The sequence below is a fragment of the Mesorhizobium sp. B2-4-17 genome, from assembly GCF_006441275.1.
Taxonomy (GTDB): Bacteria; Pseudomonadota; Alphaproteobacteria; order Rhizobiales; family Rhizobiaceae; genus Mesorhizobium.
This window is the reverse complement of the sequence record NZ_VFUX01000013.1, coordinates 105,509-129,216: the sequence shown is the minus strand read 5'-3', so window position 1 is coordinate 129,216 and position 23,708 is coordinate 105,509. Positions and strand designations below refer to the sequence as shown.

Genomic DNA, 23,708 nt, shown 5'->3' with positions numbered 1-23,708 from the left:
GCGAACCGTTCAAAAGAGGTTGTGTCCCGATAAACCGGATCTGCATGTCAATCGCGCTGGTAGAAGATGATCTTCTGACAAGAGCGCTCTCCGAAGTCGGTAGTCGTGCGTCGTCTTGTTGCGGCGCTGTCCGCGCCGTTCGTTTCTTCAAACGATAACACTGGTCCATTGCAGCGTCCACGTTGAACCTTATGGCTGGCTAAGGCTGTGCCGCATCTGCCGCTTTGGCGAACGCGGCGATGAAACTCCCAAACCCGCCACCGATGTCGACCGTCCCTGGCGAAGAATGCCTGTGCAACAGGCGTGCCAATCCTGATTGATTAAGAATCAACGGCTTATGGCCTGGTTATTCGTTGGCTACGGACAAAATGTCCGGAGGGCCCCGGACAAATTATCCATGCTACCCTGGTATCGCGTCTCCTTTGCAGCCAAGCGGCAGCAAGTTGGTTTCCGAGCCAGCAGGCAAATTCATAGTAAAATGGTATCTACCGGCTTCGGCATTTCGGGCAGATCACCCTCCTTGAGGGCCTCCCGCAGGCTGATTTCGATCGTTTTCGCGATGGCGGCTATTGGCAGGTCGTTCGGCAATATTCCAAAGGGTGCCTCAAGTTCGTCGCCGAGCGCATCCAGCCCAAAGAACGTGTAGGCGACTACTCCGGCCGCGACGGGCGTGAGAGCACCGAGAACGTCGGCAAGACCAAAGGGCAGCATGAAGCAGAACAGGTACGCCGTCCGGTGAAGCAGGAGCGTGTAGCCGAAAGGCACTGGCGTGTTGCGAAGCCGCTCGCAGCCGGCAAGCACGCCATTCAGTTCACAGAGGGTACGGTCGAATATGGAGAACTCTATGTCGCTGATGGCACCGGTACAACGAAGCCGCGCAAACGCCTCACCGATCAACCGCAATATATAGTCCGGCACGTTGCGGGTCGTCGACAGAGCCTTTTTTTCTTCGGGCGAGAGAGTTGCATCCGCCGTTTTGTTCGGGCGGTCATGATAGCGCAGGTGGCGCACGAGTTCGTCAACGAATATGATATTCAGGTGGACAAGACGTGCACGGGCGCCGGTGGCTGTTCCGTCCGGCCGGGTCAGCACGATGGTCTGACGGGCGAGATCCCGACTGGCCGCGAGCAGGCGCCCCCAAAGCTTGCGGCCTTCCCACCAGCGGTCGTAGCAAGCATTGTTCCGGAAGCCCAGGAAGATGGACAGCGCGATGCCGACGAGTGAAAAAGGCGCCCCGTCCACCAACGGTATAAACTGCGGCTCACGACTGTGTCCCCAGACGACGAACACTGACAGCGCCATGACGATCAGCACCCTGGGATAGATCCGCCGAATGACGGAGCCCCTGATTTCCAGGAATAAAGTGAGAAGGCTTGGCGTTTCGCGAACGATCATGTTCCACCCTGTGATTGCCGGGCTGGCTTCGTCCACCGGCGGGGTCCGGCGAGACGCTCCGCCGGTGGCGTGTCAAAAAAACAGAGCGGTGGCACTCTCGGGGCCTGCCAGACGCCCCAAAGGATCGGGATTGCGACCGTGACCTAGGCAAGCAGCGACTTGCCATCGAGACAGCCCTCGCCGTGCCGTTTCTGCTTCAACTGTAGCAATTGTCCCCCGTTTGGTTGCGTTCGTGGAGGTTGTTCGCCTCTGGCGCCCTTAAGGCCAGATACGGCTCCTCCACCATTGGTGGCATGAACGAAGCAATAGGCGTGCCAGTTAAAATTAAAGCAATATCAATGGTTTACAGAGATGATCTTTGTAGATTCCAGACAGCTTGTCCGCGTTGGTTGGACAAGCTGTCGTGTGCCGACAGTCGAACAGCATTCCAAACTTAGTTCCCGTGCCCCACAGCCTCCGGCAATTGACACGTGTCTGAGCCAACTCGCCTTTACATCGGCTGGCAGGGGGAGGGCCGGAAGGAAGCGATCCCAGCCGCCCGCGTCTTTTTTCTTCACGCACTTTGTCAAATCATTTTACCGATTTGGCTCGGCGTTCAAAGCCTCGGCTTCTTTGGGCCGTTTGCCGTTATCGATCGACCAGGTGAGAAGCGGTAGCACCTCGGCGTACAGCCAAGGAGCCAGTTCCTCCCGAGGCCAGCTGCCGCGCCCGCCCAGGGTCCACAGAAGTTCCGATACCTGCCGCCATTTGCTTCCCTCCGGGAAGCGGATCACCTGGGAGGCCGCCGAATTGCCCGGATTGAGTTCGACCAACAGGGTCACGTTCTCGAGCTGGAACCGGGCAAGCCTCGCCAGGCGCTCGATCTTGTCTGCCAGTTGGCCCTTCAGCACCCGCTTGCCCTCCATTGCCCGGGCGAGCGCTGTTTCGATATGGCTCATGACCTCGGCGATGTTCCGGGCGAATTCCGAGATGCCGACCTTCAGCTTCGCCTGCGCGTTCGCCCGGAGCCCGGCGATGCCGCCGGCGTTTGGCAGGTCGGAAGCTTGAACCTCTTCCTCGCCGCCGATGATGACGGTAACCTGTTTGCCGGTCAGTTTCCTTCCGGCTTCGAACTCGGCGAGGACCTGGGGCAGGTGTTCGGGCGAGGCGGCGAGCTTGCCCATGACCGTCGCTGGCACCGTGGCTTGGACCAGCCGCGTTTTGTGATCCTTGAGAGTCCTTTCAAGGTCGCGCATTGCAAGTGGGACTCCGGACCAGGCAACCCCAAGGATTCGATATGTTCGTTTCGGCGGCCAGCACATGGAAGTCATGCCGGTCATGGGAGGCTTGCAGAAGGGGCCTCGAAGCGCGGGAAAGTCCCGGAAATCCGGGCATAAGCAGGTGATCTTGAGAGTGGGAGCCGCCACAAGGCGTCGGTCCGACTTGGAAACAATGCAAAGGATTCGCTGACCCCTCGCGACGGGGCGAATGGCAGTCGGAATGAAACCGTCCTGCCAACGAGCGACCGAGGCAGATTGCAATCTATCATACAGTCTGGAAGACCTCGACAGTGATAATGTTGTCGTCTGCAGTCGGACTGGGTTCGCAGTCAGGTGTTGAGGAGAATCCGCTGAATGAGGTCGGTCCATGTCTGGAAGCGCCGACGACGTCGTTGCTCAAGAAATTCGAATCCGAATGCGGGTGGGCGTTACAGCAGCTTTCGCTCATTTCGGCGGCGCTGTGTGATCGCAGTTCGAAAATTGGCTGGAACCGAGAAACCGGCGATTGGTAGGCCCGGTTCTTTCGACCATACCGCATTGTTCTTCAGTGCTACTGCAAATCGACCGATTCCCGTACGTCTTTCAGGTTAAGCGATGCGAGAAGTGATCGCTTTTCTGACATAGCTGACCAGCAACTCGGTAGCACAGATAACGCTCAACCCAACACCCGACCTACGGCCGCAGAGCTGCCATCCGCAAGTCGGAAGCGTGGACTCGTCTTCGGATCACTTCCTCGTGTTGATCGAGGCTATGCCAAAGTTACCGAAGAATTGACATAAATTAGTAATCGCTAATACAGAATACACTGCTATTTTACGTGGCAGTAGGACATTTGCTGAGAGTTCGAGCCGGGTACATCCGTTCGACCTCAATAGGGGTAGAGATTGCGAAGGCACGCAGCTGTTGCTGGACGCAAGCCGAAGACGGCGGCGCCGCAAAGGATTGGGGCTCACTCGGGGCATTGGTTGCGTGCTGTGCTTCAGGACCCTTCTCTTTCCAGGTGCCAGTGATGAACGATGGTGAGCGGACTCATACTGAACCGGAGGCGAGTTCTTGGACCGGGCGCAACAGGCGTCTCGACCCGTCGCGGCTGCCGGAGACGGTGAGCTATTATACGCGCGACAACTATGGCGACGTGACCTGCACGCTCAACCAGCGTGGTGCGGTGGTCCGACGCACGCAGGATCTAAGCAACGTACCGGCAATCATTGCCCTTCCCGCCAAGGTTTTCCGCGGCGTGGCCGCCTGCGCGATGGCGGATCCGGATGGAAAATTCACATCCGAGCTCAAGCTTCTGCACATTGATCCGACGCTGACGGTGCCGCTGCTGGTATCCGACGATCTCGAACTTGTTGCCGCCGACTGGCGTGTCTGGGCCGAGGCCTATCGTCTGCCTATGCTTCTGCTTGACGCCGACGGCGTTGCCCGCACGCTTGAGGAAACGCTCGGTGCCAGCGTCAACACCCTCTCACCCCAGCGACCGCATCATGGGCCGCGTCTCGACCATGCGCCCAGGCTTTCTAATGCTGGCCTGATGAACAAACTGACGGCATTAGAGCATATCGGTCGACTGGTGGATCGGAAGTGATGTGACACTCGTGTTCATTTTTCCCGGCGCATGTGGCTATAGGTGTTGGCAAGCAGAGCCCAGGCGAGCGCACGCGATACATGGCTGAAGTCGCTATGATCGCGAACGTCGCCAAATGCGACCGCGGCTGTCTCGCCGGCGATCGCGGCAGCTGCCTTGGGATCCCCACACGATGCGAGGTAGAAAAGGATGCGCAGCCTGGCATCGCGCGCGGACACGGTGTTGAAGCCGCTCGCGGCTTCCATGGCCGACTCAACACACTGAAGCGCCTCGATGCTCTGGTTCCACCGTCAGGTCCTCAAGGCAAGCCACGAGGGGAGCGACTTCGAATTTCGGCTTGTGCTTTAGCCTGCGCGACAGGCGCTCGCCGAATTCCCGGATGTCGGTCGCCATGTCGTCGGAAAGAAAAGGCATGCTGCGCAACAACTCGACCTCTGTTGGCAGGTGCAGGCCTGCTACCGCCGCCTTGTGGCGGCGCCTGAAATGACGGTCCTCAGTGGGATGGGAATCTTTGGCAGCCATGGCCGTCGCCACTCAGGCATCCAGGCCGGACCGCTCGGCAGGACGGCCAAGCCGATACCATCTGGAATGCGTCCTCGCCCAGGTCATGTCGGCTGACAGCAGCCACACGGGAGAAGTGCCTATCGGTCTGTTCATTCCGACGAGCGTCGGATGTCTGGTCGACAGTCCCACCTACTGGCGCCAATTACGCACGCTACCCGCTCCAGATTCTCTTCCTCATCATCGCTAGACCCCAACGCTGCACGGCAAAGCGCGCAGCGCTTCAGGGCATGCGTGCGTTAACTGTTGAACGCGGAGGCCACCTGGTGTTGCTGCGGCACCTGACCGTTTGGCGTCAGTCTGTCGACGATGCCGGGCAGGGCGGTGGAAAGCTGCTTGAGCAGTTCCTGCTCGTCCATGCTGGTGCGCTGCGCGATCTCATGGATGACCTGCGGCCCGAGTGCTGCACCCAGATCATTGGCGTTGATCGACTGGTTCTGACCGGTGCCGACCCAGGAATCGGCGACATTGCCATGGCCGGCGTCCCTGAGCTTGCCGAGCAGGCCGCCCAGACCGCCGAGCAGGCCACCGTCGCCGGGGTTGGCTTCGGTCGGAGCAGGCGCTTGAGTCTGCTGGTCCGGCTGGTCGGCGCTTCTGCCGCTCAGCATCTTGCCGACCAGCAGCGCGCCGAGCGCGATCATCAGCGGTTTGGTGATGTTGCCGCCGGGAACGGCGTTGTCGAAAAGTCCCATAGTGGATCCTCCATCTCAACCAAGCCCGGCCCATCTCCAACAATGACGCATGCAGGCAGAATTTCAAGCTGGCTTGAGCTTTTGACAATCATATGAAAATGTCGGGTTGGCAGGGGATGGAGAGGAAAAAATGGGTATCATCAGCTGGATCATTCTCGGCGTGATCGCCGGCTTCATCGGCAGCAAGATCGTCAACAAGACCGGCCAGGGCCTGATTATGGACATCGTGCTCGGCATCGTCGGTGCCGTTGTCGGCGGCCTGATCTTCAGTGCTTTCGGTGCATCGGGGGTCACCGGCCTCAACATCTGGAGCCTGATCGTTGCGGTGGTCGGCGCCGTCGTCGTGCTGTGGGCGTATCACCAGTTCAGCGGCAAGCGCACCATCTAGACGCGTCGGCTCTTCGTCTGCCATCTGCGGGCGTTGGATGGAGCCGTGTTTGCGGCTCCATCCGCCGGCCGGTCTGCGTATTGACTCAAGCGACCAAGGCGAGCCGGCGCTTGCGTTCGTCGAGCGTCACGATGGCGAGCCCGCTGGCGACGACAAGCAGGATACCGCAGACGGCCAGCGCATTGGGAAATTGTCTAAATACGAGCAGGCCAGAAATGACCGCCCAGACGGTGAAGCAGTAGTAAAACGGCGCAACGGCGCTGGTCGGTCCGATGCGGTAGGCCATGAAGATGAAGAAATGGCCGAAGATCAGGAAAAATCCGGCGCCGGCCATCAGCAGCAGGTGACGCGTCTCGGGCGCCACCCAGCGCTCCGAAACCAGATGTGCCGCACCCGAGCCGATCAGCACCACCACGACGGCGGAAATCGCCACGATCATTCCCGGCACCTCGGCCGAAACGCGCCTGCCGGCAAGGTCGCGCGCGGCTGCCAGTGCCGCATTGCCGAGCGCAAGCAGGGCGTAGACCGAAATGCCCTGCATGGTCGGCTGCGCCACCATCAATGCGCCGATGAAGCCGAGCCCGATCAGCGCCATGCGTTGGCCGCCGATGCGCTCGCCGAACAGGATCGAGGAGCCGACCAGCATCAGCAGCGGCGTGATCTGTCCGAGCGCGGTGGAATCCGCGATCTGCATGTTAGCGAGCGCCACGACATAGCAAAGGATCGCCGCCAGTTCGAGCAGGTTCCTGCGCAGCACTTGGCCGTCGAAGATCAGGGGGATCTGTTTGCCGTAGCCAAGCAGGAACAGCAGCGGAAAGCCCCAGAGCGTTGCGGCCGCGCCGCGCAGAAACAGCACTTCGTAGGAGGGCAGGCCCGTGGTCGCGAGTTTCATCATCGTATCGTTGACGAGATACGATCCGGTCGAGACGATCATGAAAAGCGGGCCGCGAACGGTCGTCGGAAGGAAATGCATCCGGTCAGGAAATCAGACCTCGCCAGCGGCTGCAATGGGCCATCAACTGGCCGTGAACCAGACAGCGATTGGCGGGAACAGAGCGCGATACCGGCTTCGATCGGTCGGCTCCGCGCCCATTTCATTTTGTCTCGAACCTTCCTATATCGGCGTCATATCCCCGCAATCGGATCGCTGGTTCGGACCGAGTGAGACTGCACCCGGCCAAAAGACGCTTGTGTTTTTTGGCCTTTGTCGCTAATCGCCCCGCATTCGACTGAACTGAAGGTCCAGGCCGTCCAAGGAAAGAGACTATGGCAAAAGGTAAATTCGAGCGCACTAAGCCTCATGTGAACATCGGCACGATTGGTCACGTTGACCATGGCAAGACGTCGCTGACGGCGGCGATCACGAAGTATTTTGGCGAATACAAGCGCTACGACCAGATCGATGCGGCGCCGGAAGAGAAGGCGCGCGGCATCACCATCTCGACGGCTCACGTCGAATACGAGACGGCCAACCGCCACTATGCCCACGTCGACTGCCCCGGCCACGCCGACTATGTGAAGAACATGATCACCGGTGCGGCGCAGATGGACGGTGCGATCCTGGTGGTGTCGGCCGCCGACGGCCCGATGCCGCAGACCCGCGAGCACATCCTGCTGGCCCGCCAGGTCGGCGTGCCGTCGATCGTGGTGTTTTTGAACAAGGTCGACCAGGTCGATGACGCCGAGCTGCTGGAGCTGGTCGAGCTCGAGGTGCGCGAGCTGCTGTCGAAGAACGAATTCCCCGGCGACGACATTCCGATCGTCAAGGGTTCGGCCTTGGCCGCGCTCGAGGATTCGAACAAGACGATCGGCGAGGACGCGATCCGCGAGCTGATGGCTCAGGTCGACGCCTACATCCCGACGCCGGTCCGTCCACTCGACAAGCCGTTCCTGATGCCGATCGAGGACGTGTTCTCGATCTCGGGCCGCGGCACGGTGGTGACCGGCCGCGTCGAGCGCGGCGTGGTCAAGGTCGGCGAGGAACTGGAAATCATCGGCATCCGTCCGACGACCAAGACGACCTGCACGGGCGTCGAGATGTTCCGCAAGCTGCTCGACCAGGGCCAGGCCGGCGACAACATCGGCGCGCTGCTGCGCGGCGTTGATCGTGAAGGCGTCGAGCGCGGCCAGGTTCTGGCCAAGCCCGGCACGGTGAAGCCGCACAAGAAGTTCGTGGCCGAAGCCTACATCCTGACCAAGGACGAGGGTGGCCGTCACACGCCGTTCTTCACCAACTACCGTCCGCAGTTCTACTTCCGCACGACCGACGTGACCGGCATCGTGTCGCTGCCGGCCGGCACCGAGATGGTGATGCCTGGCGACAACATCACGGTCGATGTCGAGCTGATCGTGCCGATCGCCATGGAAGAGAAGCTGCGCTTCGCCATCCGTGAAGGCGGTCGCACCGTCGGTGCCGGCATCGTCGTCACCATCAAGGAATAATCGATCCGGCTTCTGCCGGTTCGGTAAGGAAAGGGCGGTCTTCGGGCCGCCCTTTTTGCTTTCGGCGCGGCGTGGCCCTGGGAACTGCGTCTCACTCCCAAGGCTGTCGCAAGCCCCATCGCGGCAAGGAATGCAGGGTGTTCCGCGGGAGCTTTGCCAAGAGTGCCCGCAAAGGATCTCGGTGCGAGGCGCAATCACAAGCCAGCCCCTGCAGAAGCTGCGTCAGTTGCTTGGAGTGATCAACTCGCGCGCTGGCGCTGTAAGGCGCGTGACATCGGAAACTGGCCATCGAGGCAGGTTGAGCCACGCTCGATTTTGCCGCTATCGTGGCCGTTGGCAGCGCACGGGCCGGCGGAGGATCAAGAATGAGCCAGGACGTTCCGACACTGTATGAATGGGCGGGCGGCATCGAGGCGCTGAACCGCCTGACCGAAACCTTCTACGACAAGGTGGCGAAGGACCCGATCGTCGGGCCGGTCTTCAAGCACATGTCGCCGGATCACCCCGCCCATGTCGCGGCCTTCATCGGCGAGGTTTTCGGAGGGCCGAAAAGCTACAGCGAAAAGTTCGGCGGCCACCGTGAGATGGTCATGCACCATCTGGGCAAGCATCTGACCGAAGAGCAGCGCCGACGCTGGATCAACCTGCTTGCCGACGCCGCCGACGTGGTCGGCTTGCCCGACGATCCCGAGTTCCGTTCCGCCCTCATGGGCTATGTCGAATGGGGATCGCGATTGGCGAAGATGAATTCCAATCTCGGCGAGACCTGCGATCCGGAGACAGAACCAATGCCAGCATGGGGCTGGGGCGTGCCTGGCGGCCCGTACAAGCCGCCAGCCGGAAAATCGTAATCGTTGCATGCCGGGCCGACAGCGCGACCTTTGCCGACGGCAGAGAATCTGGATTTCTGGCAAAGAAAAAACTGCATCCGGCTGCTCTTTACAGAGCGCACGGAAGCTTTTAGGAAGCGCCTGTTGCGCCGACACGCGCACGTTACGGGCATAGCTCAGTTGGTAGAGCGGCGGTCTCCAAAACCGCAGGTCGTAGGTTCGAGCCCTGCTGCCCGTGCCATTTTCGAAATGGCTATCAGAAACGACATTTTTGCCGGTGGCCTTTGAAATTCGGCGACCCGCTTGCCATATTGAGGCAATTCGGGCATAAGAGCGCCATAGCCGGGACGGAACGACTGGATGGTTCCGAGGCGGCGTTTGGTCATAAAGCGGACACTTGCCACTTGCGTGGATCAAGAATCGGTTTTATGTAGACAGGACAGACACGCGGCGCGTGGAGCTGGGAAGCCGGCTTTACGCGTCTGATTTGCATGGGCGAAGTGATTGCGCTGATTCGGCGCGACAGTGGACCCAGGCGGCACGTCCCGGCCAGCGGGATCATCCAGGGGACCCGGCCAACGGGTCTTGAAGACAGGCGGCATATGGCTTCGAAAACCACAAATCCATTCGTCTTTCTCCAGCAGGTGCGCGCGGAGACAGCCAAGGTGACTTGGCCGTCGCGGCGCGAGACGATGATCTCGACGGTGATGGTTCTGGCCTTCGCTGTGATCGCGATGCTCTTTTTCTTCACCGCCGATCAGCTCATGGGCCTCGCGGTCGAGCAGATTCTGGGAATTGGACGCTAAGTCCGGCGATTACGGAGAAGTCGTAAAATGGCTACGCGCTGGTATATCGTCCACGCCTATTCGAACTTTGAAAAGAAGGTCGCCGAGGACATCGAGAACAAGGCCAAGCAGAAGGGCCTGTCCGCCGATATCGAGCAGATCGTGGTGCCGACCGAGAAGGTCGTCGAGGTTCGTCGCGGCCGCAAGGTCGATGCCGAGCGCAAATTCTTCCCGGGCTATGTGCTCTTGAAGGCCAATCTGACCGATGCAGTGTTCTCGCTGGTCAAGAACACGCCGAAGGTCACCGGCTTTCTCGGCGACTCCAAGCCGGTGCCGATCACCGAGGCGGAAGCGCAGCGCATCCTGAATCAGGTGCAGGAAGGCGTCGAGCGGCCGAAGCCCTCGGTCACCTTCGAGATCGGTGAGGCGATCCGCGTCTCGGACGGTCCCTTCGCGTCGTTCAATGGTTTCGTCCAGGAAGTGGACGAGGAGCGGGCGCGGCTCAAGGTGGAAGTTTCGATCTTCGGGCGCGCCGTGCCTGTCGATCTGGAATTCGGACAGGTCGAAAAGGGCTGATCCGAAATCCTTGGCGCCTGTCGGCGATCAGGGGAGGCGGCGCGGAGGCGCGCGGCCTTGGGAACGGTGGAAGGCGAATGTGGCTTTAGCCGGCCGCGGGAGCCGCACCACCAGACTGCAACCGCCGGTGTTTCCCAGGTCGTGGAGCCGGCATAGACAAAGGCAGGAATAGAGATGGCTAAGAAAATTGCAGGCCAGCTCAAGCTCCAGGTCTCCGCGGGTTCGGCTACGCCGTCGCCCCCGATTGGCCCGGCGCTTGGTCAGCGCGGCATCAACATCATGGAGTTCTGCAAGGCGTTCAACGCGCAGACCCAGGAAATGGAAAAGGGATCGCCGGTTCCGGTGGTCATTACCTACTATCAGGACAAGTCGTTCACCTTCGTCATGAAGACGCCGCCGGTGAGCTACTTCCTGAAGAAGGCTGCGAACCTGAAGTCTGGTTCGAAGGAACCCGGCAAGGTCAAGGCCGGTACTGTTTCGCGCGACAAGGTTCGCGAGATCGCTACCGCCAAGATGAAGGATTTGAACGCAAACGACGTCGAAGCGGCCATGCGCATGGTCGAGGGCTCTGCCCGTTCGATGGGTCTGGAAGTGGTGGGCTGAGATCATGGCAAAGATTGCAAAGCGTGTATCCAAGTCCCGCGAAGGCATCGATCCCAACAAGGCCTATGCCCTGGGTGAAGCGCTGAAGCTGCTCAAGGACCGTTCGTCGGTCAAGTTCGACGAGACCGTCGAAGTCGCCATGAACCTCGGTGTCGACCCGCGCCATGCCGACCAGATGGTCCGCGGCGTGGTCAACCTGCCGAACGGCACCGGCCGCTCGGTTCGCGTCGCCGTGTTCGCCCGTGGCGACAAGGCGGAGGAAGCCAAGGCCGCTGGCGCCGACATCGTCGGTGCGGAAGACCTGGTCGACATCGTCCAGAAGGGCACGATCGATTTCGATCGCTGCATCGCTACGCCGGACATGATGCCGCTCGTCGGTCGTCTCGGTAAGGTGCTCGGCCCGCGCGGCATGATGCCGAACCCGAAGGTCGGCACCGTCACCACCGACGTCGCCGCCGCCGTCAAGGCATCGAAGGGCGGCGCGGTCGAGTTCCGCGTCGAGAAGGCGGGCATCGTGCATGCCGGCGTCGGCAAGGTCTCGTTCGATGTCAAGGCGCTGGAAGAGAACGTCCGCGCCTTCGCCGATGCGGTGACCAAGGCAAAGCCGGCTGGCGCCAAGGGCAACTACGTCAAGAAGGTGTCCGTCACCTCGACGATGGGCCCGGGCCTCAAGTTGGATGTCTCGACGCTCGCCGCGTCCTGATCGAATTTTTTGGGCCAGCCGCACGCGGCTGACCTTTGAAGTGAATTCCGGGCCTTGGACTTGTCCTGGGCCCGGTACCGGGAGCCGGAAGGCTTCCGGACATCCTGTCCGAGATTGCAGGCGGCCCTCAGCCTTAATTCGTCTGGGCCTGCATGAGACGGGTGAAGACCTGACAACGGAGCGACTGCTCCAATGAAGGGTTCGAACCGTGTTTGCCTTTTGTCTGCGCATCGCCGGCTTGGCCGTCGATGTGGCGAAAGGGGGCAGGATCCTCGAGCGTCGTTCGGGAGATCCGTTACTGGATGGCCCGGCCGGCAAAAAGGCAACCCGACGCCTGTCTTTGTGAATGGGATGTTCCCGTTAACAGGATGGGGGTCAACTGGAGATAGGCAGTGGACAGAGCGGAAAAACGCGAACTCGTCACGGGCCTGAACGATGCGTTCTCGGGCGCAGGTTCAGTGGTCGTGGCCCACTATGCCGGTATCACCGTCGCGCAAATGAACGACCTTCGGTCGAAAATGCGCGCCGCCGGTGGCACCGTTAAAGTCGCGAAGAACCGTCTCGCCAAAATCGCTCTTCAGGGCACGGACTCCGCATCGATCATCGACCTGTTCAAGGGACAGACGCTGGTCGCTTATTCGGAGGATCCGATTGCGGCGCCGAAGGTCGCGTCCGATTTCGCCAAGGGAAATGACAAGCTTGTCATTCTCGGCGGCGCAATGGGCACGACCTCGCTTGACGCCGACGGTGTGAAGGCACTCGCCACACTTCCGTCGCTCGACGAGCTGCGCGCCAGGCTGGTTGGCATGATCGCCACGCCAGCAACCCGGATCGCCCAGATCGTCAATGCACCCGCGGCTTCGGTCGCGCGCGCCATCGGCGCTTACGCCCGGAAGGACGAGGCGGCATGAGGCCGTTCCTCGCTATCACAAACACACGTTCGAACCTAACGAAGGAATACAACAATGGCTGATCTCGCAAAGATCGTAGACGACCTTTCGAAGCTGACCGTCCTCGAGGCGGCTGAGCTGTCGAAGCTTCTGGAAGAAAAGTGGGGCGTTTCGGCTGCTGCTCCGGTGGCGGTTGCCGCTGCTGGCGGCGCTGCCGCCGCCGCTGCTCCGGTCGAAGAGAAGACCGAATTCGATGTCGTCCTCACCGAGGCCGGCGCTCAGAAGATCAACGTCATCAAGGAAGTCCGCGCCATCACCGGTCTTGGCCTCAAGGAAGCCAAGGATCTGGTCGAAGCGGCTCCGAAGCCGGTCAAGGAAGGTGTTTCCAAGGCCGACGCCGACAAGTTCAAGGCCCAGCTGGAAGCAGCCGGCGCCAAGGTCGACCTGAAGTAAGCGTATAAAGCGGCGGGCGGCCTCGCGCCGCCCGCCACTCCCTTCGCCCGGAAGGGAGGACGCGTAACGCGAGATGTACGAGAACCTCTTTCCTGAGGGCCTGGAAACGGCCTTCAGGAAACGGGTTTTCTCCCGTTTTAGCCGGCCACCGACGGGAGGTCGGAGAACAGACAGAGAGCCGCCGCCCAGGTGGCTCGGAATGCAAGGCGAACCGCGGCGAGGTTCGCCCCGAGTTTAGAGCTAAGGAGCGACGATGGCCCATACCCAGACTTTCAATGGCCGCAGACGCGTACGCAAGTTCTTCGGAAAGATCCCGGAAGTTGCGGAGATGCCGAACCTCATCGAGGTTCAGAAGGCGTCCTATGACCAGTTCCTGATGGTGGACGAGCCCAAGGGCGGCCGTCCGGACGAGGGACTGCAGGCTGTTTTCAAGTCGGTCTTTCCGATCTCCGACTTTTCCGGCTCCTCGATGCTGGAGTTCGTGAAGTACGAGTTCGAAGGACCGAAATTCGACGTTGACGAATGCCGTCAGCGCGACCTGACCTATGCCGCGCCGCTGAAGGTGACGCTGCGCCTCATCGTGTTCGATATCGACGAAGATACCGGCGCCAAGTCGATCAAGGACATCAAGGAGCAGGACGTCTACATGGGCGACATGCCGCTCATGACCTTGAACGGCACCTTCATCGTCAATGGCACCGAGCGCGTCATCGTCTCGCAGATGCACCGTTCGCCGGGCGTCTTCTTCGACCATGACAAGGGCAAGTCGCATTCGTCGGGCAAGCTTCTGTTCGCCGCGCGCGTCATTCCCTATCGCGGTTCGTGGCTCGACATCGAGTTCGATTCCAAGGACGTCGTGCACGCCCGTATCGACCGTCGCCGCAAGATCCCCGTGACGTCGCTCTTGATGGCGCTCGGCATGGATGGCGAAGAGATCCTGTCGACCTTCTACAACAAGATCACCTACAAGCGCGCCGGCGACCATTGGCGCATTCCGTTCAACGTCGAGCGTTTCCGCGGCCTTAAGGCCGTCGGCGACCTGGTCGATGCCGATACGGGTGAGGTCGTTGTCGAAGCTGGCAAGAAGATCACCGCCCGCCAGGCGCGTCAGCTCGGCGAAAAGGGCCTGAAGGCGATCAAGGCGACCGACGAGGACCTGCTCGGCAACTATCTCGCCGAGGACATCGTCAACTACGCCACCGGCGAGATCTTCCTCGAAGCCGGCGACGAGATCGACGAGAAGACGCTGAAGGTGCTGCTCGGCACCGGTGAGCAGGAGGTGCAGATCCTCGACATCGACCATGTCAATGTCGGCGCCTACATCCGCAACACGCTCGCCGTCGACAAGAACGAGAGCCGCCAGGATGCGCTGTTCGATATCTATCGCGTCATGCGTCCGGGCGAGCCGCCGACACTCGAGACCGCCGAAGCCATGTTCAACTCGCTGTTCTTCGACAGCGAGCGCTATGACCTGTCGGCCGTCGGCCGAGTCAAGATGAACATGCGCCTCGAACTCAAGGCCGAAGACACCGTGCGCGTGTTGCGCAAGGAAGACATCTTGGCCGTGGTCAAGACGCTGGTCGAACTGCGCGACGGCAAGGGCGAGATCGACGACATCGACAATCTCGGCAACCGCCGCGTTCGTTCGGTCGGCGAGCTGATGGAGAACCAGTACCGCGTCGGCCTGCTGCGCATGGAGCGCGCGATCAAGGAGCGTATGTCCTCGATCGAGATCGACACGGTCATGCCGCAGGACCTGATCAACGCCAAGCCGGCGGCCGCCGCCGTGCGCGAGTTCTTCGGTTCCTCGCAGCTGTCCCAGTTCATGGACCAGACCAACCCGCTGTCGGAGATCACCCACAAGCGCCGTCTTTCGGCGCTTGGACCGGGCGGCCTGACCCGCGAACGCGCCGGCTTCGAAGTGCGCGACGTGCACCCGACGCATTACGGCCGTATCTGCCCGATCGAGACGCCGGAAGGCCCGAATATCGGTCTGATCAACTCGCTGGCCACGTTCGCGCGCGTCAACAAGTACGGCTTCATCGAGAGCCCGTACCGCAAGATCGTCGACGGCAAGCTGACCAATGACGTCGTCTATCTCTCGGCGATGGAAGAAGCCAAGCACCATGTCGCGCAGGCCAACGCCGAACTCGACAAGAATGGCGGCTTCGTCGACGAGTTCGTCATTTGCCGCAGTGCCGGCGAAGTGATGATGGCGCCGCGCGAAAACGTCGATCTGATGGACGTGTCGCCCAAGCAGATGGTGTCGGTGGCCGCGGCCCTGATCCCGTTCCTGGAAAACGACGACGCCAACCGCGCGCTGATGGGCTCCAACATGCAGCGTCAGGCCGTGCCGCTGGTGCGCGCCGAGGCGCCGTTCGTCGGCACCGGCATGGAGCCGGTCGTCGCCCGTGACTCGGGTGCCGCCATCGGCGCCCGCCGCGGCGGCATCGTCGACCAGGTGGACGCTACCCGTATCGTTATCCGCGCGACGGAAGATCTCGATCCGGGCAAGTCCGGCGTCGACATCTACCGGTTGATGAAGTTCCAGCGTTCGAACCAGAACACCTGCATCAACCAGCGTCCGCTGGTGCGCATGGGTGACCGGGTCAACAAGGGCGACATCATCGCCGACGGTCCGTCGACGGAGCTCGGCGATCTGGCGCTCGGCCGCAACGTGCTGGTCGCGTTCATGCCGTGGAACGGCTACAATTACGAGGATTCCATCCTCTTGTCCGAGCGCATCGTCGCCGACGACGTCTTCACCTCGATCCATATCGAGGAGTTCGAGGTTATGGCGCGCGATACCAAGCTCGGTCCGGAGGAAATCACGCGCGACATTCCGAACGTCTCGGAAGAAGCGCTGAAGAACCTCGATGAAGCCGGCATCGTCTATATCGGTGCGGAAGTGCAGCCGGGCGACATCCTGGTCGGCAAGATCACGCCGAAGGGCGAAAGCCCGATGACGCCGGAAGAGAAGCTTCTGCGCGCCATCTTCGGCGAAAAGGCTTCGGATGTGCGCGACACTTCGATGCGCATGCCTCCGGGCACCTTCGGCACCGTCGTCGAGGTGCGCGTGTTCAACCGCCACGGTGTGGAGAAGGACGAGCGCGCCATGGCGATCGAGCGCGAGGAGATCGAACGCCTTGCCAAGGACCGCGACGACGAGCAGGCGATCTTGGACCGCAACGTCTACGCCCGCCTCTCCGACGTGCTCGTCGGCAAGGAAGCGATCGCCGGACCGAAGGGCTTCAAGAAGGGCTCGACGCTGTCCAAGGATACGCTTGACGACTATCCGCGTTCGCAGTGGTGGCAGTTTGCCGTGGAGAACGAAAAGCTCCAGAGCGAACTGGAAGCCCTGCGTGGCCAGTATGACGACTCCAAGAAGGCGCTCGAACAGCGCTTCATGGACAAGGTCGAGAAGGTCCAGCGCGGCGACGAAATGCCTCCGGGCGTCATGAAGATGGTCAAGGTCTTCGTGGCGGTGAAGCGCAAGATGCAGCCGGGCGACAAGATGGCCGGCCGTCACGGCAACAAGGGTGTCGTGTCGCGCATCGTTCCGGTCGAGGATATGCCTTTCCTCGAGGACGGCACGCATGCCGATATCGTGCTCAACCCGCTGGGTGTGCCGAGCCGCATGAATGTCGGCCAGATCCTGGAGACGCATCTGGGCTGGGCCTGCGCGGGAATGGGCCGGAAGATCGGCGAATTGATCGACGCCTATAAGGCGGGCGGCGACATCAAGCCGTTGCGCAAGACGTTGGAAAGCTTCATGCCCTCCAACGACCGCAACGAGCCGATCCGCGAATATGACGACGAGAGCATTGTCCGCCTCAGCGAGCAGATGCGCCGCGGCGTCTCGATCGCGACCCCGGTGTTCGACGGCGCGCACGAGGCCGACATCAACACCATGCTGGAGCAGGCTGGCCTGCACACCAGCGGTCAGTCGCAGCTCTATGACGGACGCACCGGCGAGCCGTTCGATCGCAAGGTGACGATGGGCTATATCTACATGCTCAAGCTTCACCACCTCGTGGACGACAAGATCCACGCGCGTTCGATCGGTCCGTACTCGCTCGTCACCCAGCAGCCGCTGGGCGGCAAGGCGCAGTTCGGCGGCCAGCGCTTCGGCGAAATGGAGGTCTGGGCGCTGGAAGCCTACGGTGCCGCCTACACGCTGCAGGAAATGCTGACGGTGAAGTCGGACGACGTCGCCGGCCGTACCAAGGTCTACGAGGCGATCGTCAGAGGCGACGACACCTTCGAGGCGGGCATCCCGGAGAGCTTCAACGTGCTCGTCAAGGAAATGCGGTCTCTCGGCCTCAATGTCGAGCTGGAGAACACCAAGCTCGACGAAGCACCGGTTCGGCTGCCAGACGCTGCCGAATAGGGAGTAAACAAGACATCCGGTCGCGGGAGAGGGCTCCCGCGACCGGATGCATCAATTTCTTCGGCCGGTGGGCCGACCACTCAGCGGGCATTCGGCCCGCGTTAGATGCAAGGGGTTTTCGAGGACCCCGAAAAGGAGAACGGCATGAACCAAGAGGTCATGAATCTCTTCAATCCCCAGGCGCCCGCGCAGGTGTTCGATTCCATCCGGATCTCGCTTGCCAGCCCTGAGAAGATTCTGTCCTGGTCGTTCGGCGAGATCAAGAAGCCGGAGACCATCAACTACCGCACCTTCAAGCCGGAGCGTGACGGTCTTTTCTGCGCACGCATTTTTGGTCCGATCAAGGACTATGAGTGCCTGTGCGGCAAGTACAAGCGCATGAAGTACAAGGGCGTCATCTGCGAAAAGTGCGGCGTCGAAGTCACGCTGTCGCGCGTGCGTCGCGAGCGCATGGGCCATATCGAGCTCGCCGCCCCCGTCGCCCACATCTGGTTCCTGAAGTCGCTGCCCTCGCGCATCGGCACGCTGCTCGACATGACGCTGAAGGATATCGAGCGCGTCCTCTACTTCGAGAACTATATCGTCACCGAGCCTGGCCTCACCGCGCTGAAGGAGCACCAGCTGCTCAGCGAGGAAGAGTATATGATCGCCGTCGACGAATATGGCGAGGATTCCTTCACCGCCATGATCGGCGCCGAGGCCATTCATGACCTTCTGGCCGGCATGGACCTGGAGAAGATCGCCGGCGACCTGCGTTCGGAGCTGGCTTCGACCACGTCCGAGCTGAAGCAGAAGAAGTATCTGAAGCGGCTCAAGGTCGTCGAGAACTTCATGGAATCCGGCAACCGTCCGGAATGGATGATCATGAAGGTGGTTCCGGTGATCCCGCCGGACCTGCGCCCGCTGGTTCCTCTGGACGGCGGCCGTTTCGCGACGTCCGACCTGAACGACCTCTATCGCCGCGTTATCAACCGCAACAACCGTCTGAAGCGGCTGATCGAACTGCGTGCCCCCGGCATCATCGTGCGCAATGAAAAGCGCATGCTGCAGGAAGCCGTCGATGCGCTGTTCGACAACGGCCGCCGCGGCCGCGTCATCACAGGCGCCAACAAGCGCCCGCTGAAGTCGCTTTCCGACATGCTGAAGGGCAAGCAGGGCCGGTTCCGCCAGAACCTGCTCGGCAAGCGCGTCGACTATTCCGGCCGTTCGGTCATCGTCACCGGTCCCGAGCTCAAGCTGCACCAATGCGGCCTGCCGAAGAAGATGGCGCTCGAACTGTTCAAGCCCTTCATCTACGCCCGTCTCGACGCCAAGGGTTACTCCTCGACCGTCAAGCAGGCGAAAAAGCTGGTCGAGAAGGAGCGTCCGGAGGTCTGGGATATCCTCGACGAAGTCATCCGCGAACATCCGGTGCTGCTGAACCGCGCGCCGACGCTGCACCGCCTCGGCATCCAGGCGTTCGAGCCGATCCTGATCGAAGGCAAGGCAATCCAGCTGCATCCGCTGGTCTGCACGGCCTTCAACGCCGACTTCGACGGCGACCAAATGGCCGTTCACGTGCCGCTGTCCTTGGAAGCGCAGCTTGAAGCCCGCGTGCTGATGATGTCGACCAACAACATCCTGCATCCGGCTTCCGGCGCGCCGATCATCGTGCCGTCGCAGGACATGGTTCTGGGTCTCTATTATCTCTCGATCGTCAACCAGAACGAGCCGGGCGAGGGCATGGTGTTTGCCGACATGGGCGAACTCCAGCATGCGCTCGAGACCAAGGCGGTGACGCTGCACGCCAAGATCAAGGGTCGCTTCCGCTCGGTCGACGCCGAAGGCAAGGTCGTGTCGAAGATCTACGACACCACGCCTGGCCGCATGATCATCGGCGAGCTTCTGCCGAAGAACGTCAACGTGCCTTACGAGACCGCCAACCAGGAGATGACCAAGAAGAACATCTCCAAGATGATCGACACCGTCTACCGCCACTGCGGTCAGAAGGAGACGGTCATTTTCTGCGACCGCATCATGGCGCTCGGTTTCGCCCATGCCTGCCGTGCCGGCATTTCGTTCGGCAAGGACGACATGCTGATCCCGGACACCAAGACCAAGCTTGTGTCGGACACCGAGGCTTTGGCCAAGGAATACGAGCAGCAGTACAATGACGGTCTGATCACGCAGGGCGAGAAGTACAACAAGGTCGTCGACGCCTGGGCCAAGTGCTCGGAAAAGGTCGCCGACGAGATGATGGCCCGCATCAAGGCGGTCGAGTTCGAGGACAATGGCCGTCAGAAGCCGATGAACTCGATCTACATGATGTCGCACTCCGGTGCGCGTGGCTCGCCCACCCAGATGCGTCAGCTCGCCGGCATGCGCGGCCTGATGGCCAAGCCGTCGGGCGAAATCATCGAGACGCCGATCATCTCGAACTTCAAGGAAGGCCTGACCGTGCTCGAGTACTTCAACTCGACCCACGGCGCCCGTAAGGGTCTGGCCGACACCGCCTTGAAGACGGCGAACTCGGGCTACCTCACCCGCCGTCTGGTCGACGTGGCGCAGGACTGCATCGTCAACTCCGTGGATTGCGGCACCGACAAGGGCCTCACCATGCAGCCGATCGTCGATGCCGGTCAGGTTGTTGCTTCGGTTGGCCAGCGCGTGCTGGGCCGCACCGCGCTCGACGACATCAACCATCCGGTGACCGGCGATCTGCTGGTCAAGGCCGGCAAGCTGATGGACGAGCGCGATGTGGAGCAGATCGAAAAGGCCGGCGTTCAGTCGGTCCGCATCCGTTCGGCGCTGACCTGCGAGGTCAGGGTCGGCGTCTGCGCGGTGTGCTACGGACGCGATCTGGCCCGCGGCACCCCGGTCAACCAGGGTGAAGCCGTCGGCGTCATCGCGGCGCAGTCGATCGGTGAGCCGGGCACCCAGCTCACCATGCGTACCTTCCACATGGGCGGTACCGCGCAGGTGGTGGACTCTTCGTTCCTTGAAGCCTCCTATGAGGGCAAGGTCGAGATCCGCAACCGCAACGTGGTGCGCAACTCTGACGGCCAGCAGATGGTCATGGGCCGCAACATGGCGGTGCTGATCCTCGACGAAGCCGGCAAGGAGCGCGCCACGCACCGCGTCACCTATGGTTCGCGCATCTTCGTGGACGATGGCGACAAGGTGAAGCGCGGCCAGCGTATCGCCGAGTGGGATCCCTATACCCGCCCGATCCTCACCGAAATCGAGGGCAAGGTGGCGTTCGAGGATCTGGTCGACGGCATTTCCGTGCAGGAAACGGCCGACGAGTCGACCGGCATCACCAAGCGTGAGGTCATCGACTGGCGTTCGACGCCGCGCGGCAACGACCTGAAGCCGGCGATCGTCGTCCAGGACACCAAGGGCAAGGTCGGCAAGCTGTCGAAGGGTGGCGATGCCCGCTTCCTGCTCTCGGTCGAGGCCATTCTCTCGGTCGAGCCGGGTGCGCAGGTTCGTCCCGGCGACGTGCTGGCGCGTATCCCGATGGAAAGCGCCAAGACCAAGGACATCACCGGTGGTCTGCCGCGTGTTGCCGAACTGTTCGAGGCACGTCGTCCCAAGGATCACGCCATCATCGCCGAGATCGACGGCACGATCCGCTTCGGCCGCGACTACAAGAACAAGCGTCGCATCATCATCGAGCCGCATGACTCGACGCTTGAGCCGGTCGAATACCTGATCCCGAAGGGCAAGCCGTTCCATCTCCAGGACGGCGACGTCATCGAGAAGGGCGACTACATCCTCGACGGCAATCCCGCGCCGCACGACATCCTGGCGATCAAGGGCGTGGAAGCGCTTGCTTCCTACCTCGTCAACGAGATCCAGGAAGTCTACCGTCTGCAGGGCGTGTCGATCAACGACAAGCACATCGAGGTGATCGTTCGCCAGATGCTGCAGAAGGTCGAGATCACCACGCAGGGCGACTCGACCTATATCCCGGGCGACCATGTCGACGTGATCGAACTGGAAGAGGTCAACGAGCGGCTGATCGAGGACGGCAAGAAGCCGGCCGAAGGCCAGCCGGTGCTGCTCGGCATCACCAAGGCGTCGCTGCAGACGCCGTCCTTCATCTCGGCCGCCTCCTTCCAGGAGACGACCAGGGTGCTGACGGAAGCAGCCGTCGCCGGCAAGACCGACATGCTGCAGGGCTTGAAGGAAAACGTCATCGTCGGCCGGCTGATCCCGGCCGGTACTGGCGGCACGATGAGCCAGATCCGGCGCATCGCCACCTCGCGCGACGAACTCATCATCGACGAGCGCCGCAAGGCCTCCGGTGTGGAAGTGGCCGAGCCGATGCTCGCCGACATGACAACCGCCGCGCAGTAAGCGCGGCGGCAAGGATCTCAGGCAACAGAAGCCGTCGGGGCAACCCGGCGGCTTTTTCGTTTCACATCAACCCGAGGAGGGAAACATGAGCAGAAAGACATGGACGGCTGTCGACGACTACATCGTCGCCTCTCTCTTCGAGCCGGATCCCGTGCTCGACGCGGTTCTTGCCGCCAACCGCGATCACAGCCTGCCGGCGATCGATGTCTCGGCGGCGCAGGGAAAGCTACTCTCGCTGCTGGTGCGCATCGGCGGCGCCAGGAAGGTACTCGAGATCGGCACGCTTGGCGGCTATTCGACCATCTGGATGGCGCGGGGATTGCCGGCCGACGGCAAGATCGTGACGCTCGAACTTGATCCGCACCATGCCAAGGTCGCGCGTTCGAATTTTGAGCGGACTGATGTCTCGGGCAAGGTGGACTTGCGCGTCGGCCCCGCATTGCAATCGCTCGCCGCGCTGAGTGACGAGAATGCCGGCCCGTTCGACCTCATCTTCATCGACGCCGATAAGCCGAACAGTCCGAACTATCTCGACTGGGCCATGCGGCTGTCGCGCTCCGGAACGGTCATCGTCTGCGACAACGTCATCCGCGACGGCGATGTGGTGAACGAAGACGGACGCGACGCCAATGTCGAAGGCGCCCGCGCCGCGTTTTCATTCATCGGTGGCGACAGACGGCTGGACGGCACAGCCATCCAGACCGTCGGCGCCAAGGGCTATGACGGCTTTGCCATCGCGATTGTCGATTGAAGGCAACTACCGGAGTTGGATATACCAGCGCCTTCAGTCCTGTTCTCAGTCATCTGAGATTGTCAGACGTCGACAAGGCAGCGGTCGAGAAGCAATCAGTCGAAAAACGCTTCCACCACGTTGCGCTTGCCGAGCATGAAGGCGTCGGCGACATGCTGCAGCGGCGCCAGATCCACATCCGACGTGCCGGCGCGAACGAGTTCGGCGAACCGCCTGTAGAGCATCGGGTATTCCGCTTCCGGCTCCTCATGGACGACACGTCCGTCGATTGCGAGTTTCGAGCCGCCACCGGAAAGCAACATCTTGCCGGCATCGGTGTCGGCAAGGATGTCCCAGCTTTGAGGGCCAGTCTGCAGCCAATCGAGGTCCATGGTCACCGGCAAACCGTTCGAGGTGCGAAATGTGACTTGCGCCGCGACCGGGGCAGCGCGGTTCTCTGGAAAGTCGAGTGCCGCCGAGGTGACGTGCATCGCCGGCAGGATATAGGTCGCGATCGACAGCGCGTTGATGCCGGGATCGAAGACACCGAAACCGCCGGGTTGCCAGATCCAGTCCTGGTTCGGATGCCAGCGACGGACATCTTCCTTCCAGACGATCGCCGCGGAGCGGATTCGGGTCGATGCGAGAAAGCCGCGTGCCGCTTCAACCGCCGGTGCATAGCGCGAATGCCAGCTGGCAAAGAGGGAAACACCCTGCTTTGCAGCCAGCACCTTCAGGTCCTCGACCTCGCTGACCGTGGCGCCCGGCGGCTTTTCGAGGAAGACATGTTTCTTGGCCTCGAGTGCGGTGCGGGCGGCATCGTAGCGGAATTGCGGCGGCATGCAGAGCGATACGGCGTCGAGCTCCGGCACCGCGTCGAGCATCGCCTCGATGGTGGGAAAATTCGGGATGCCGTCGACCCTGCCATGCCGGCTTGCTGCGGCGGCGAGGCGGTAGGCCTGGTCCTTCGCCAGGGCCGGCAGGTGCTGGTCGCGCACGATCTTGCCGACGCCGATGATGCCGAGCTTGATGGGATTATTGGTCGAGGACATGTGTGCTCCGGAATGGGAATGGCAGATTTT

The 23,708-nt window shown here is 61.5% G+C and carries 21 protein-coding genes and 1 tRNA gene; 14 read left to right on the top strand and 8 right to left on the bottom strand.

The window, feature by feature from the left end:
- Positions 1-468: 468 nt before the first annotated feature.
- Positions 469-1,395 (bottom strand): bestrophin family ion channel, encoded by a 927-nt coding sequence (locus FJ548_RS12740; RefSeq protein ID WP_140609825.1) that lies wholly within the window; start codon positions 1,393-1,395, stop codon positions 469-471.
- A 575-nt stretch (positions 1,396-1,970) separates the two neighbouring features.
- Positions 1,971-2,630 carry a hypothetical protein gene (locus FJ548_RS12735; protein ID WP_140778000.1) on the bottom strand — a complete coding sequence of 220 codons (660 nt, stop codon included), beginning with the start codon at positions 2,628-2,630 and terminating at the stop codon, positions 1,971-1,973.
- Positions 2,631-3,663: 1,033 nt separating this feature from the next.
- Here FJ548_RS12735 and FJ548_RS12730 point away from each other — a divergent pair.
- The gene (locus tag FJ548_RS12730) at positions 3,664-4,242 is read left to right on the top strand and encodes a DUF6101 family protein (RefSeq protein ID WP_246678636.1); all 579 of its coding nucleotides are present in this window, start codon (positions 3,664-3,666) and stop codon (positions 4,240-4,242) included.
- Positions 4,243-4,256: 14 nt separating this feature from the next.
- On the opposite strand, the gene FJ548_RS12725 is transcribed toward FJ548_RS12730, so the two are convergent.
- The 4 genes from FJ548_RS12725 to FJ548_RS12715 all read right to left on the bottom strand — a co-directional run bounded on the left by FJ548_RS12725 (position 4,257) and on the right by FJ548_RS12715 (position 5,495).
- On the bottom strand, positions 4,257-4,487 hold the full coding sequence (locus FJ548_RS12725; protein WP_140609802.1) for a hypothetical protein: 231 nt from the start codon (positions 4,485-4,487) through the stop codon (positions 4,257-4,259).
- Positions 4,488-4,494: 7 nt separating this feature from the next.
- Positions 4,495-4,764, bottom strand: a complete 270-nt coding sequence (locus FJ548_RS12720) for a hypothetical protein (protein ID WP_140609803.1) — start codon at positions 4,762-4,764, stop codon at positions 4,495-4,497.
- A gap of 12 nt (positions 4,765-4,776) precedes the next feature.
- Positions 4,777-4,935, bottom strand: coding sequence for a DUF6634 family protein (locus FJ548_RS30830; protein WP_348640934.1), 159 nt, complete (start codon positions 4,933-4,935; stop codon positions 4,777-4,779).
- A gap of 107 nt (positions 4,936-5,042) precedes the next feature.
- Positions 5,043-5,495, bottom strand: coding sequence for a YidB family protein (locus FJ548_RS12715; RefSeq protein WP_140777999.1), 453 nt, complete (start codon positions 5,493-5,495; stop codon positions 5,043-5,045).
- A 130-nt stretch (positions 5,496-5,625) separates the two neighbouring features.
- Here FJ548_RS12715 and FJ548_RS12710 point away from each other — a divergent pair, with 130 nt between their 5' ends.
- A complete protein-coding gene (locus FJ548_RS12710; protein WP_140609805.1) occupies positions 5,626-5,883 on the top strand; it encodes a GlsB/YeaQ/YmgE family stress response membrane protein in 258 nt (85 codons plus the stop codon).
- 85 nt (positions 5,884-5,968) lie between these two features.
- On the opposite strand, the gene FJ548_RS12705 is transcribed toward FJ548_RS12710, so the two are convergent.
- A complete protein-coding gene (locus tag FJ548_RS12705; RefSeq protein ID WP_140777998.1) occupies positions 5,969-6,856 on the bottom strand; it encodes a DMT family transporter in 888 nt (295 codons plus the stop codon).
- A gap of 293 nt (positions 6,857-7,149) precedes the next feature.
- On the opposite strand from FJ548_RS12705, the gene tuf reads away from it, so the two are divergent.
- The 12 genes from tuf to FJ548_RS12645 all read left to right on the top strand — a co-directional run bounded on the left by tuf (position 7,150) and on the right by FJ548_RS12645 (position 22,647).
- Complete coding sequence (gene tuf / locus FJ548_RS12700) at positions 7,150-8,325, top strand: elongation factor Tu (RefSeq protein ID WP_010909256.1); 1,176 nt, start codon at positions 7,150-7,152, stop codon at positions 8,323-8,325.
- A gap of 365 nt (positions 8,326-8,690) precedes the next feature.
- Positions 8,691-9,176: a group II truncated hemoglobin gene (locus tag FJ548_RS12695; RefSeq protein ID WP_140777997.1), complete on the top strand. Its 486-nt coding sequence runs from the start codon at positions 8,691-8,693 to the stop codon at positions 9,174-9,176.
- Positions 9,177-9,320: 144 nt separating this feature from the next.
- Positions 9,321-9,396: transfer RNA gene (locus FJ548_RS12690), tRNA-Trp, on the top strand.
- A gap of 361 nt (positions 9,397-9,757) precedes the next feature.
- Positions 9,758-9,961, top strand: a complete 204-nt coding sequence (secE, locus tag FJ548_RS12685; RefSeq protein WP_140609826.1) for a preprotein translocase subunit SecE — start codon at positions 9,758-9,760, stop codon at positions 9,959-9,961.
- 27 nt (positions 9,962-9,988) lie between these two features.
- Positions 9,989-10,516, top strand: coding sequence for a transcription termination/antitermination protein NusG (gene nusG / locus FJ548_RS12680; protein WP_015317996.1), 528 nt, complete (start codon positions 9,989-9,991; stop codon positions 10,514-10,516).
- A 174-nt stretch (positions 10,517-10,690) separates the two neighbouring features.
- Entirely contained in the window at positions 10,691-11,119 is a 429-nt protein-coding gene (rplK, locus tag FJ548_RS12675; RefSeq protein ID WP_010909262.1) for a 50S ribosomal protein L11, read from the top strand.
- 4 nt (positions 11,120-11,123) lie between these two features.
- Positions 11,124-11,822, top strand: coding sequence for a 50S ribosomal protein L1 (gene rplA / locus FJ548_RS12670; RefSeq protein WP_140609809.1), 699 nt, complete (start codon positions 11,124-11,126; stop codon positions 11,820-11,822).
- Positions 11,823-12,214: 392 nt separating this feature from the next.
- A complete protein-coding gene (gene rplJ / locus FJ548_RS12665) occupies positions 12,215-12,733 on the top strand; it encodes a 50S ribosomal protein L10 (protein WP_140698627.1) in 519 nt (172 codons plus the stop codon).
- A 54-nt stretch (positions 12,734-12,787) separates the two neighbouring features.
- Positions 12,788-13,165, top strand: a complete 378-nt coding sequence (gene rplL, locus FJ548_RS12660) for a 50S ribosomal protein L7/L12 (RefSeq protein ID WP_015317993.1) — start codon at positions 12,788-12,790, stop codon at positions 13,163-13,165.
- Between the two features lie 253 nt (positions 13,166-13,418).
- Positions 13,419-17,555 carry a DNA-directed RNA polymerase subunit beta gene (rpoB, locus tag FJ548_RS12655; protein WP_140698630.1) on the top strand — a complete coding sequence of 1,379 codons (4,137 nt, stop codon included), beginning with the start codon at positions 13,419-13,421 and terminating at the stop codon, positions 17,553-17,555.
- 144 nt (positions 17,556-17,699) lie between these two features.
- Positions 17,700-21,896: a DNA-directed RNA polymerase subunit beta' gene (rpoC, locus tag FJ548_RS12650; protein ID WP_140698632.1), complete on the top strand. Its 4,197-nt coding sequence runs from the start codon at positions 17,700-17,702 to the stop codon at positions 21,894-21,896.
- A gap of 85 nt (positions 21,897-21,981) precedes the next feature.
- Positions 21,982-22,647 (top strand): O-methyltransferase, encoded by a 666-nt coding sequence (locus FJ548_RS12645; RefSeq protein ID WP_140777996.1) that lies wholly within the window; start codon positions 21,982-21,984, stop codon positions 22,645-22,647.
- A 95-nt stretch (positions 22,648-22,742) separates the two neighbouring features.
- Here FJ548_RS12645 and FJ548_RS12640 read toward each other — a convergent pair whose 3' ends face one another.
- Positions 22,743-23,678: a Gfo/Idh/MocA family oxidoreductase gene (locus FJ548_RS12640; protein WP_140698638.1), complete on the bottom strand. Its 936-nt coding sequence runs from the start codon at positions 23,676-23,678 to the stop codon at positions 22,743-22,745.
- Positions 23,679-23,708 lie beyond the last annotated feature (30 nt).

Bases quoted from the DNA above. Each gene is read 5' to 3' on its own strand.
- FJ548_RS12740 (WP_140609825.1), bottom strand. From the start codon at position 1,395: ATGATCGTTCGCGAAACGCCAAGCCTTCTCACTTTATTCCTGGAAATC.
- FJ548_RS12735 (WP_140778000.1), bottom strand. From the start codon at position 2,630: ATGCGCGACCTTGAAAGGACTCTCAAGGATCACAAAACGCGGCTGGTC.
- FJ548_RS12730 (WP_246678636.1), top strand. From the start codon at position 3,664: ATGAACGATGGTGAGCGGACTCATACTGAACCGGAGGCGAGTTCTTGG.
- FJ548_RS12725 (WP_140609802.1), bottom strand. From the start codon at position 4,487: ATGGAAGCCGCGAGCGGCTTCAACACCGTGTCCGCGCGCGATGCCAGG.
- FJ548_RS12720 (WP_140609803.1), bottom strand. From the start codon at position 4,764: ATGGCTGCCAAAGATTCCCATCCCACTGAGGACCGTCATTTCAGGCGC.
- FJ548_RS12715 (WP_140777999.1), bottom strand. From the start codon at position 5,495: ATGGGACTTTTCGACAACGCCGTTCCCGGCGGCAACATCACCAAACCG.
- FJ548_RS12710 (WP_140609805.1), top strand. From the start codon at position 5,626: ATGGGTATCATCAGCTGGATCATTCTCGGCGTGATCGCCGGCTTCATC.
- FJ548_RS12705 (WP_140777998.1), bottom strand. From the start codon at position 6,856: ATGCATTTCCTTCCGACGACCGTTCGCGGCCCGCTTTTCATGATCGTC.
- tuf (WP_010909256.1), top strand. From the start codon at position 7,150: ATGGCAAAAGGTAAATTCGAGCGCACTAAGCCTCATGTGAACATCGGC.
- FJ548_RS12695 (WP_140777997.1), top strand. From the start codon at position 8,691: ATGAGCCAGGACGTTCCGACACTGTATGAATGGGCGGGCGGCATCGAG.
- secE (WP_140609826.1), top strand. From the start codon at position 9,758: ATGGCTTCGAAAACCACAAATCCATTCGTCTTTCTCCAGCAGGTGCGC.
- nusG (WP_015317996.1), top strand. From the start codon at position 9,989: ATGGCTACGCGCTGGTATATCGTCCACGCCTATTCGAACTTTGAAAAG.
- rplK (WP_010909262.1), top strand. From the start codon at position 10,691: ATGGCTAAGAAAATTGCAGGCCAGCTCAAGCTCCAGGTCTCCGCGGGT.
- rplA (WP_140609809.1), top strand. From the start codon at position 11,124: ATGGCAAAGATTGCAAAGCGTGTATCCAAGTCCCGCGAAGGCATCGAT.
- rplL (WP_015317993.1), top strand. From the start codon at position 12,788: ATGGCTGATCTCGCAAAGATCGTAGACGACCTTTCGAAGCTGACCGTC.
- rpoB (WP_140698630.1), top strand. From the start codon at position 13,419: ATGGCCCATACCCAGACTTTCAATGGCCGCAGACGCGTACGCAAGTTC.
- rpoC (WP_140698632.1), top strand. From the start codon at position 17,700: ATGAACCAAGAGGTCATGAATCTCTTCAATCCCCAGGCGCCCGCGCAG.
- FJ548_RS12645 (WP_140777996.1), top strand. From the start codon at position 21,982: ATGAGCAGAAAGACATGGACGGCTGTCGACGACTACATCGTCGCCTCT.
- FJ548_RS12640 (WP_140698638.1), bottom strand. From the start codon at position 23,678: ATGTCCTCGACCAATAATCCCATCAAGCTCGGCATCATCGGCGTCGGC.